General features: G+C 41.8%; 7 protein-coding genes. 3 read left to right on the forward strand and 4 right to left on the reverse strand.

Annotated elements, in window-relative coordinates:
- Nucleotides 1-99: 99 nt before the first annotated feature.
- Nucleotides 100-882 (reverse strand): TIGR00282 family metallophosphoesterase, encoded by a 783-nt coding sequence (locus ACWB1W_RS03185; RefSeq protein ID WP_479369951.1) that lies wholly within the window; start codon nt 880-882, stop codon nt 100-102.
- A 14-nt stretch (nt 883-896) separates the two neighbouring features.
- Here ACWB1W_RS03185 and ACWB1W_RS03190 point away from each other — a divergent pair, with 14 nt between their 5' ends.
- Genes ACWB1W_RS03190 through ACWB1W_RS03200 form a run of 3 tightly spaced genes read left to right on the forward strand, consistent with a single transcriptional unit; the run spans nt 897 to nt 3,374 of the window.
- The gene (locus ACWB1W_RS03190) at nt 897-1,661 is read left to right on the forward strand and encodes a hypothetical protein (protein WP_479369952.1); all 765 of its coding nucleotides are present in this window, start codon (nt 897-899) and stop codon (nt 1,659-1,661) included.
- 2 nt (nt 1,662-1,663) lie between these two features.
- Entirely contained in the window at nt 1,664-1,870 is a 207-nt protein-coding gene (locus tag ACWB1W_RS03195) for a DUF454 family protein (protein WP_479369953.1), read from the forward strand.
- Nucleotides 1,871-1,877: 7 nt separating this feature from the next.
- On the forward strand, nt 1,878-3,374 hold the full coding sequence (locus tag ACWB1W_RS03200) for a sigma-54 interaction domain-containing protein (protein WP_479369954.1): 1,497 nt from the start codon (nt 1,878-1,880) through the stop codon (nt 3,372-3,374).
- Here ACWB1W_RS03200 and ACWB1W_RS03205 read toward each other — a convergent pair.
- From ACWB1W_RS03205 to ACWB1W_RS03215, 3 genes are read right to left on the reverse strand one after another with little or no spacing between them, the layout of a single operon-like run.
- A complete protein-coding gene (locus tag ACWB1W_RS03205; RefSeq protein ID WP_479369955.1) occupies nt 3,361-3,921 on the reverse strand; it encodes a precorrin-2 dehydrogenase/sirohydrochlorin ferrochelatase family protein in 561 nt (186 codons plus the stop codon). The two genes, ACWB1W_RS03200 and ACWB1W_RS03205, sit on opposite strands and share 14 nt — an antisense overlap.
- A 1-nt stretch (nt 3,922) precedes the next feature.
- On the reverse strand, nt 3,923-4,177 hold the full coding sequence (locus ACWB1W_RS03210) for a hypothetical protein (RefSeq protein ID WP_479369956.1): 255 nt from the start codon (nt 4,175-4,177) through the stop codon (nt 3,923-3,925).
- A complete protein-coding gene (locus tag ACWB1W_RS03215; protein ID WP_479369957.1) occupies nt 4,104-5,507 on the reverse strand; it encodes an ArnT family glycosyltransferase in 1,404 nt (467 codons plus the stop codon). Before ACWB1W_RS03215 ends, ACWB1W_RS03210 begins: the two co-directional genes overlap by 74 nt.
- Nucleotides 5,508-5,661: the final 154 nt, after the last annotated feature.

Raw genomic sequence — 5,661 nt, forward strand, 5'->3', positions numbered from 1 at the left:
GATTTACATCTTTGGTTTTCAGGAATTCTGCGTAAAGCTCATACTTTTCGGCTATTCCGCCGAAGGCAAAAAGAAGGGTAATGAGTAATAAAAGTAGCTTCATATTAGCCTCTGTATTCTTTCTATCTTCTTTGCCTTCCCGCTTTCCTCATCTACCTCAACGAGAACAGCGTTAAACATTATCTCTCCCTTGTCTTCAACCTCAAATCTCCTCGGGAGGCTCAATAAGAATCGCTCTATTGCCTCTTTTGGCTTCATACCTATGGCGGAATACCATACACCGGTCATGCCAACGTCAGAGACGTAAGCTGTTCCCTTTTTAAGTATGAACTCGTCAGCGGTGGGAACGTGGGTATGGGTTCCGTAAACGAAGGAGGCTCTCCCATCAACGTATATCCCGAACGCCCACTTCTCGGAGGTTGCCTCTGCATGAAAGTCAACAATTATAATTTTCGTCTCCTTTGAAAGCTCTTCGTATATCCTATCAAAGGTTTTAAAGGGGTTATCAAGGTTGCAGTCCATAAACACCTTTCCCATAAGGTTAACTACACTGAACTTAACCCCGTTTTTACTGAAAACTCCGTATCCTCTCCCCGGGACTCCTTGGGGGTAGTTTGCAGGTCTCAATAGATTCGGAGCGTTATCTATGAACTGGTATATCTCTTTTTTATCCCATATGTGATTTCCGGAGGTCATAACGTCAACTCCCAGGTCTAAAAGCTCTTCGTAAACTTTCTTTGTTAGTCCGAAACCCCCTGCGGCGTTTTCAACGTTAACGATAACAACGTCGTAAGCTATCTCCTCCTTTAGTCTCGGAAGAAGTTCCCTGAGTGCCCTTCTTCCGGGCCTTCCGATGATATCACCGACGGCGAGAATTCTCATAGTATCATTTTAAAATGCTCTGGAAAAAGGCCTTCAGGATTTGGCTCATAGCCTTATCCGGGAACTATAAACTAACCCTCTTTATACTCTTTATTTTCACGCTCCTTAACTTCGTTATATTCATTCCCCTGATAGGCGTTTTCTCTTTCTTCTTTCAGAACTTAATAAACTTCAGTCTGATAATACTTTTCTCAAAGATATACCTTAAGGTGGAAGGGGAGGAGGAAAGTTTCGGAAAGGAGGTTGAGAAACTCAGATACGGTGATGCGTTCTCCTACGTGAGAGAGGCCTTTATGCTAACGTTAGCAACATATCTCATTAGCATAGCTGTTTTAATAATTGTTGTCTTCCTTCTTCTCTTTCTCGGTCTTCTATTCGGGATATCCTTCCTGACGTTCGGAACAACACCCTCACCCCTTTTTCTGGTTTTAGGTGTAATCCTCGCACTCTTTATTTACTTCTCGGTTGTAACTTCTTACCCCTCTTTCTTCGCAAGAACGGTAATAGAAGCTAAAAAGCCCGAGGATTACTTTACGTTATTCTTAACTGCTCCCTTTTCAAGGCTCCTTTGGAAGCTAAGCTTTTCCCTTGAGGTTTTACTCTCTTCCTTTGTGATAGGTGCTATTTCCCTACTTATCTTCATAGCACAGGGAGTGGCAACCTTTCTGCTCCCTCCTATAGGATTGTTTTCCTACTTCATAACCTTTACAAATCTCCTTTTGATTTACCTTTTCGGTGTGATAAGTGTTCACTATCTTTTAAAGCGTAGGTTAGGTTAACCATGAAGTTCGTTTACTTTGTCTGCTTCGTTGTTCTCTTTATACTCGGTGTTATAGGTCTTCTGCTTCCTTTAGTTCCTTCCTCACCTTTCTTTATACCTTCGCTTTACTGTCTTCACAAGGTTTTCCCGGATTTTACTAAAAGAATTCTTAACGTAAAAATCGTCAGAAAGTATATCCCGAAGAAGGTTCTTGAGAAACTAAATTAATTATCCTATGAGAGCGTTAAAGTTAAGGGAGCTGTATGTAGTCAATGAGATAACCAAGATTTTATCGGGGGAGCTTACCTTTGATAAGAGCCTGAGGGAGGTTTTAAAAATACTTTACTCTTACGTAGGAGTTGATTATAGCTTTATAGCGGTAAAGGAGGGAAAAAGCATAAAAATAAGGAGCTTCTTCGGATACATCCCCGGGAAACTTGTATCTTTCAAGAGGGGTGAAGGGGTAACCGGAAAAGTTTTCAAGAGCGGGACACCTGTCGTTATACCTTCTGTTAAAAAAAGCGGAATTTTCGTAAATAAAACGGGAATAGGAAGGTATCTGACTGATAAACATTACCTTGTTGCGGCTCCCGTAAAAGTAGGCGGGGAGATAGAGGGAGTTCTCGTTACGTTCAAGGAGTTTGAGAATACCGAGAGCGTTGAGAAGTTCCTTGAAACCTTAAGTGTTATAGGAAACCTCCTCGGGATGTTCTTTAAGCTCCACGAAAAGATGGAGAAGGAAAGAAAGGAGTGGGAAGAGGAGAAAAAACTCCTTACGAGAGAGCTCCAAGAGAAGTATACCCTGCACGGGATAATAGGAAGAAGTAAAGCGGTAAGGCAGTTAATAGAGATTGTAGAAAAAGTGGCAAAAAGTGACAGCACCGTTCTACTTCTCGGGGAAAGCGGAACCGGTAAGAGTTTGATAGCCCGAACGATTCATTACGAAAGTCCGAGGAAGGATAAACCCTTCGTTACGGTAAACTGTGCCGCGATACCCGAGAACCTCCTTGAAGCGGAGCTGTTCGGATACGAGAAGGGGGCATTTACGGGAGCCTACACGCCGAAGAAGGGAAAATTTGAGCTTGCAAACGGGGGAACTATATTCCTTGACGAGATAGGAGATATGCCTCTCAGCCTCCAGGCAAAAATTCTCAGAGTTCTTCAGGACAAAGAAATAGAAAGGCTCGGAAGCGAGAAGACCATAAAGGTTGATGTAAGAATTATAGCGGCAACCAACAAAGACCTTAAGAAACTCGTAGAAGAAGGAAAGTTCAGGGAAGACCTATACTACAGACTTAACGTAATACCTATATACGTTCCACCGCTGAGGGAGAGGAAGGAAGATATTCCCCTTCTCATACAGCACTTCCTTAAGGAGTTTAACGAGAAATACGGAAAGGAGGTTTACCTTACAAAGGAAGCTCTGGAAACACTCCTTGAGTATGATTACCCCGGAAACGTTAGAGAGTTATCAAACATTATAGAGAGGCTCGTTATACTGAACGAGGGAAGAGTTGATATGACAGACCTACCCGAATACCTCAGGAAGGATAAGAGTAAGCCAAAGGGAGACCTTCAGAAATTCATAGAGGAAACAGAAAAGAAGAGGATAATAGAAGCCCTTGAAAAAACGGGATATGTAAAGTCACGTGCAGCAAAGCTACTCGGATACACCTTAAGACAGCTTGACTACAGAATAAAGAAGTACGGTATAAAAGTTAAGAAGTTTTAAGTCTTTTCCTCGCTTCGCTTAAAAGTCTTCTCTGTCTTTCTTCTCCCTTCTTCATTGAACGTCTGAGTTTACTGAGCTCCTTTAGGGTTTTCTCTATATTTTCGGGAATACACTCCTCAAGCTTCTCCCTTAATGCTCTTGAAAGTGCGGGAACCTTTCCGGAGGTTGAGATACCTATTACGAGCTCACCTCTCCTTATAACCGAGGAGAAGATAAAATTACAGAACTTGGGTGAGTCTACGGAGTTGCAAAGAATCTTCCTTTTCTTACACAGCCTGTAAATTCTTTCCTGGAGTCTTAGGTTATCCACCGCAACGACAACTATATCTACCTCCTTGAGGTCTGAAGGTCTGAACTTCCTCTTTATAAGCTGCACTTTTCCCTCTTTTCCCAGAAGGAGAAGTTCCTTCGTAAATTCTGGAGAAACAACCTTTACACTTGCTCCGAAGGAAAGGAGGCTCATTACCTTACGTGTTCCTACCCTGCCTCCTCCAACTACGAGGACTTTTTTGCCCTTGAGGTTTACAAACAAGGGAAAGTAAGCCATCTTACTCCTTTTTGTAAAACTTCACGAGTTTACCGCTCACTCCATCAATTATGGCTGTTCCCCTAACACCCTTCACCTTGTATAAACACTCCCCCGTTTTTTTCCTCTTCGTAAGATACAGCTTATAAACCTTTCCCGTGTAAGGTTTCGCTTCCCTAAGAGCTACTTCTCCGTCAACTACCTTATTTATGCAGTCCTTCAGATACCAAGGCTGGGCAAAAAGCAAACCGACCAGTATAAGCGTAAACGCTACCATATCTCTTATACAAGTATACATTTTTATGGTTTACCTTAAAACTATTAACGAGAGAAAAGTTCTTCTTTTTGCAATCAATCAAATACTCCCACTCCTTCACATACTTACTTTTGAGGAGCACCTCACCTTTTAAAAACCCAACGTATAAGCAAAAATCCTTAATGTTCGGACAATCGCAGGCAACCTTTGCGTCTTTAACGAGTTCGTAAACCTCCTTTGCCCTCTCCTTAGGCTTTCCTCTCCTCTCGTCAAGGTATGGAAGGTAAATAAACCCGTAGAGAAATCGGATAAATACGAAAAAGAACATACTAAAAACGAGAGCTTTTTTCCACTTATCAGTGAGAAACTCCTTTATTACGTATCCGAAAACAACTGCAAGAACGGGAAACAGCGGAAGGACGTATCTTCCTCTGCTCGTTGCGGATATAAGGTAGGGAATGTAGTTAATAAAAAGAAGGAGTAAAAGAAACTTTACATCTTTCTGCAGTTTTACCCTTCTTGAAAGCAGTGTTCCCAGAACGAAAAGGGATGCGGGAAGGGTTTGTTTTACGTTGAGAAGGGGATAAGTAATGAGGTGCTCAAGAAACTTTTCTATATTTTTGGAGCTCTCAACTCTGCTGAAACTCTCCTCCCATAACCTTCTTATGTAAAAGGTGGGATTTTCCGAAAAGGGAAGCCACCATAGGGAAAGGGCCAAGGCAAGAACGTAGGAAAAAAGAGCATGAGGCTTAAAGAGTAATGAGACTTTTCGCTTGAAAAGTGCTACGGAGATAAGACTTAGACCGAAAAAGGCGAAAGCGGGAAAACCCTTTATCATAAAAGCTAAACCGGTAAGAAATGAGGAGGTGTATAAGTAAACAGGTTTTTCCGTCTTGTAAAAAAGGTACACTTGGTAAAAGAGGAGAGTAACGAAAAAGGATAAAGCCATATCTATTTCCGCAAGCCAACCGTACCAAAAGAGAACGTCGGAAAAGGTTATGAATATACCGGCGGACAGGAATGCTACTTTTTTATCCCCTAAAATCCTCCTTGCCAAAGTATAGACGAGTAAGGTATTTAAAAGGGTAAAGAAAAGGGTTACCGACCTCGCAGTTATGATATCCCAACCTATAAACTTTGAGGCGATTACTATAAACCAGTTAAAGAGGGGAGGTTTGTTGTAGTAGTTATCCCCGAGTATTGTTGGCTGAAAGTAGTTTCCGGAGTGAGCCATTTCGTAAGCTACTACCGTCCTCGTTGCCTCCTCACCCCGAAAGGGAAAATCGTTTATATGGGGAATGAAGGAAAGAAGTGAGAGTAAAACCAAAACAAAGAAAGTTCTTTTTTCCATAAAAGGAGATTTTAACTTAAAGCCTTTACTTCGTTCTCAACCTCAACCATAACGTATACCTTATCTCCCTCCCTAACCTTTTCCACGGTTTTAAGACCTATGACATCTCCCTTTGTAGCCTTTTCTATTGGTTTTCTGTCAATCTGCATACTTT

This window comes from Aquifex sp. (genome assembly GCF_056494385.1).